The 3,994-nt window shown below is 72.4% G+C and carries 4 protein-coding genes; 3 read left to right on the top strand and 1 reads right to left on the bottom strand.

The features are described from left to right. The first annotated feature begins 556 nt into the window (after window positions 1-556). The gene (locus tag AC51EU_RS27995) at window positions 557-1,768 is read left to right on the top strand and encodes a phage tail sheath family protein (protein ID WP_496269881.1); all 1,212 of its coding nucleotides are present in this window, start codon (window positions 557-559) and stop codon (window positions 1,766-1,768) included. A 165-nt stretch (window positions 1,769-1,933) separates the two neighbouring features. Then, the gene (locus AC51EU_RS27990) at window positions 1,934-2,722 is read left to right on the top strand and encodes a sulfite exporter TauE/SafE family protein (protein ID WP_496269880.1); all 789 of its coding nucleotides are present in this window, start codon (window positions 1,934-1,936) and stop codon (window positions 2,720-2,722) included. A 51-nt stretch (window positions 2,723-2,773) separates the two neighbouring features. On the opposite strand, the gene AC51EU_RS27985 is transcribed toward AC51EU_RS27990, so the two are convergent. After that, complete coding sequence (locus tag AC51EU_RS27985; RefSeq protein WP_496269879.1) at window positions 2,774-3,142, bottom strand: cupin domain-containing protein; 369 nt, start codon at window positions 3,140-3,142, stop codon at window positions 2,774-2,776. Window positions 3,143-3,530: 388 nt separating this feature from the next. On the opposite strand from AC51EU_RS27985, the gene cutA reads away from it, so the two are divergent. Beyond that, window positions 3,531-3,827 (top strand): divalent-cation tolerance protein CutA, encoded by a 297-nt coding sequence (gene cutA, locus AC51EU_RS27980; protein ID WP_496269882.1) that lies wholly within the window; start codon window positions 3,531-3,533, stop codon window positions 3,825-3,827. Window positions 3,828-3,994 lie beyond the last annotated feature (167 nt).

Genomic DNA, 3,994 nt, shown 5'->3' with positions numbered 1-3,994 from the left:
TTCCGAGTCCGGTCGGGCCGCTGTTCCGCCGTCGGCAGAACAGCGCGGGTACTCCTCTGAAATGCGGCGATGGCTCATGATCCGCCACAAACCCCGTTCCGGCGGCAGCGTGGACGTGTCGCCGCGATGGAGCACATGACGGATCACCTCCCTCGCGCACTGAAGGGTGCCGGATCGTGATCGTTTTCTTGGTCCGGAAAAGGGAGGTGGTGCGACCGGACGGTTGCGGGGCGGGGCTCGCGGCCAACGGCCGGCAGGTCGTCGACCGCGGCTCGCGGCCGGCGGTGGCGCGCGGTGGTGCGTAGGGGGCGCGCGGGGGAGGGGTGTGCGCGATCTCGCGCCGCGAACACAACGCCAAGCCATTGTGAAGTTACACAGAGTCATGTCATGATTACTTTACGTTGATCACTCTGCGTGGAGGGCACGTGACCGACCGGGCGTGCTTCCGCACGGCCGTCGGAGCCGCCCGGTCACCCCATGCCCCTACACCTGCCACCCGATCCCTCAACGACCCGCACCACCGGCACTGCGCCCGGAACCGACGAAGGAGTTCGTGATGTCCGAATCCCCACCCCCGGGACTCTCCGCCGCCCGCGGCATCCCGCACCTCACCACCACCCCGGCCCAAGGAACCGTCCCCCGCCCCGTGCCCGCGCCGCTCCTCGCGGGCGTACGGGCCATCACCGCCGCGGACAGCTCGACCGCCGCCTTCCTCGGGTACACGGGCGGAGGCCCCCAGGCCCCGCGACCGGTCCGCAGCCGGAGCGAGTTCACCGCGGCGTTCGGGGAGGGCGCCGACGGTGGCCACCTCGCCGCCGCTGTCTCCGGCTTCTTCGCCAACGGCGGCCGGCACTGCTATGTCGTCCCGCTCGACCCCGCACTGCCACCCCTGCGGGCCCTGGCCGGCGATACGACACTCCGCACCGGGCTCGCGGGCCTGGCACGGGAACCGGTGTCCGTCGTCGCGGCCCCCGACCTGTGGCCCAAGGCCGGTGACGAGGACGGCCCCGACAGCGCCGAGTCCCTGATGGGGACTCTGTTGCGGCACTGCGCGCAGTACGGGGACCGGGTCGCCGTCCTGGACGCCCCGCCCGGTGCCGCGTCCGGCGAGCCGGCGGCCATGGTGCCGCGCCTCCCCGAGCAGGACCGCTCCTTCGGGGCGCTGTACCACCCCTGGGTCACGGTGCGAGGGCCGGACGGTTCCCCCAGAGCCGTCCCGCCGTGCGGGCATGTCGCCGGTGTCTGGGCGCGGACCGACGCCGAACGCGGGGTCCACAAGGCGCCCGCCAACGCCGTGCTGCGCGAGGTGACCGGCCTTGTCGAAGAGATCACCGACGATCTCCAGGCGCCGCTGCACGCACGGGGCGTCAACTGCCTGCGGACGTTCCCGGACCGCGGCCACCTGGTCTGGGGCGCCCGCACCCTGAGCACCACCGGGGAGTGGCGGTACCTCCACACCCGCCGTCTCGTCTGCCACATCAAGGCATCCCTCGACAGGGGCCTCACCCTGCCGGAGGACGGCACCGACGGCCAGGGGTTCCGCACCGCCGTCCAACAGGCCGTCCGCGCGTTCCTCATGGACCAGTGGCGCATCGGCGCCCTCAAGGGCAGCGTGCCCTACGAAGCGTTCCACTCGGTGTGCGACCCCACCGGCGGCACCGCCGGACCGGACACCGTGCGCTGCGACATCGGGGTGGCCCCGGCCCGCCCGGCGGAATTCGTCCGCTTCACCGTCGAACGGAAGGTGCCCCGCACCGACCCTCCGTGAACCGGCCACGGGGCCGTGGCCCGCAGTCCCGCGCGGCCCGGACTTTGGAGGAAGCGAGCCATAAGAAGAGCGGAGGCCATGGAGCCAGGAGAAGGGAGCCGTAAGGGCGGGAAGAGAGAGCCATAAGGATGCCTCCCGGTTGCCGGCCGTCCGTAGGATCGTGCGGTGCCTGCCGAGATATCCCTGACCACTGTGTCCCTGCTGTGCCTGGCCGCACTTGCCGCGGGCTGGATCGACGCCGTCGTGGGCGGTGGAGGTCTGTTGCTGCTGCCCGCTCTGCTGGTGGGTCTGCCGCACACTCCCGCCGCCTATGTGCTGGGCACCAACAAGTCCACCGCCGTTGTCGGCACCGCGGCGGCTGCCGTGACCTACGTCCGCAGGGCTCCGTTCGATGTGCGTACCGCTCTGCGCATCGGTCTCGCGGCGCTGGCCGGTTCGCTCGCCGGAGCGTTCTTCGCCGCCGGGATCGACAGTGCGGTGCTGCGGCCGCTGATCATGGTCGTACTGCTGGTGGTGCTCGCGTTCGTGCTGCTGCGCCCCGCGTTCGGGACCGCGGCCGCGTCACCGGGCGCGGTCACCCGGCGCCGTGTGGCGGCGGCGGTGCTCGTCGCCGGCCTGGGTATCGGCTTCTACGACGGGCTGATCGGGCCCGGTACCGGAGCCTTCCTGGTCGTGGCGCTCGCCGCCATCCTGCACATGGACCTGGTCTCCTCGTCCGCCACCGCCAAAGTCGTCAACGTGTGTACGAATGTGGGGGCCCTCGCGATGTTCGCCGCGCAGGGCACCGTCCTGTGGCAACTCGGCGCTCTGCTGGCCGTGTTCAACCTGGTCGGCGGGATGGTGGGCGCCCGGATGGCGCTCGAACGCGGGGCGGGGTTCGTCCGGGGCGTGCTGGTGACGGTGGTCGTGGCGCTGCTGTGCAAGCTGGCGTTCGACCAGTGGTTCGCGGGGTGAAGCCCCTGCGCGACCGCCCGGGGGAAAGGCCCTGGAGAGGGGAGTCGGCGCTCAGCCCTGGGCGGTGGCGGAGCCCGCCGGGGTGGTGCCCGTGTCCGGTACCGCGGTGACGGCCGTGAGCAGTACCGCCGCGTCCTCCACCGCGTACAGGCCGTGCCGCTCGTGCGGGATGGGGACGATCTGACCTGGGACCAGCTGGCGGTTCCCGCCGGGTGCGGTCAGCCGGACCAGGCCGCGCAGCACCTGGAGGCTCGCCGCCGGGGGAGCGTTGTGCTCCTCCAGCCGGGCCCCCGCGACCAACGCGATCACCGTCTGCCGCAGCGGCCCGTCGTGCAGGAAGAGACGCGCGCCGCGCCCGTGCGCCGAGGCATGGGCGTCGGCCAGCAGCTCACGGGCGAGGGCATGGAGATCGTCGGTCATCGTGCGGGCCTTTCCGGTGCGGACACGGGCCGGAGGCAGAGCGTTCTTCCATCCTGGCCCGCCCCGCGCCGGGCGCAAGCCGGGGCGTCCAGCGGCGCGCGAGGGCGACCCGAAGGGGTACGAGGCGGCCCGTCGGCAGGAGCCGGTCAGCCGCGCTTCGTACGATGCGCATGATCGGCAACGCTTCTGCCCATGCTGAGGACGGGGCGTCGTAAGGCCGCCCGGCCGGTGCCCCGTCCGCCCCCTGATTCCTCTCACTCGTCTCGCACCCGTCACAGCTCTGTACTCGTCACCCGCCCCCCACCGACCTCGAAGGGTGTCCGCCGTGACCGACCGTTCGCACACACCGTCCCGCCCGGCGGAGGAGCCGGTCCGCTGCCTGATCGTCATGACCACCACCGACAGCGCGCAGAAGGCCGAGCGGTTGGCGCGCGGTGCGATCGACGGAGGTTTCGCGGCCTGCGCGCAGATCAGCGCCCCGGTGACCTCGGTCTACCGCTGGCAGGGCACCGTCGAGACCGCCCAGGAACGGCAGGTTCTCTTCAAGACCACGCCCGCGGGCTACGACGCGCTGGAAGCCCATCTGCACGAGGCCCACGACTACGACACCCCCGAGATCATCGCCATCCCCGTCGTACGGGGCGCCCCCGGATACCTGGACTGGGTGGAAAAGGAGACGCGCTGACATGCGACGCATCGGCTTCCGGCTCACCGGGGCACGCCGCGCCGGGGAGCGGCGGCGGACATGGGGGCGGCGGGGAGCGGCCGCGTTCGGGCTGCTGGCCTGTCTGGCGACGGCCGCGGCGGGCCGCGCGGTACAGGAGACTGCCGGGGTCAACTCGGAGGAAGGTG

This window comes from Candidatus Streptomyces philanthi (assembly GCF_059553635.1).
Note: the sequence above shows the minus strand (reverse complement) of the source record. Positions and strands in the feature narration are given on the sequence as shown.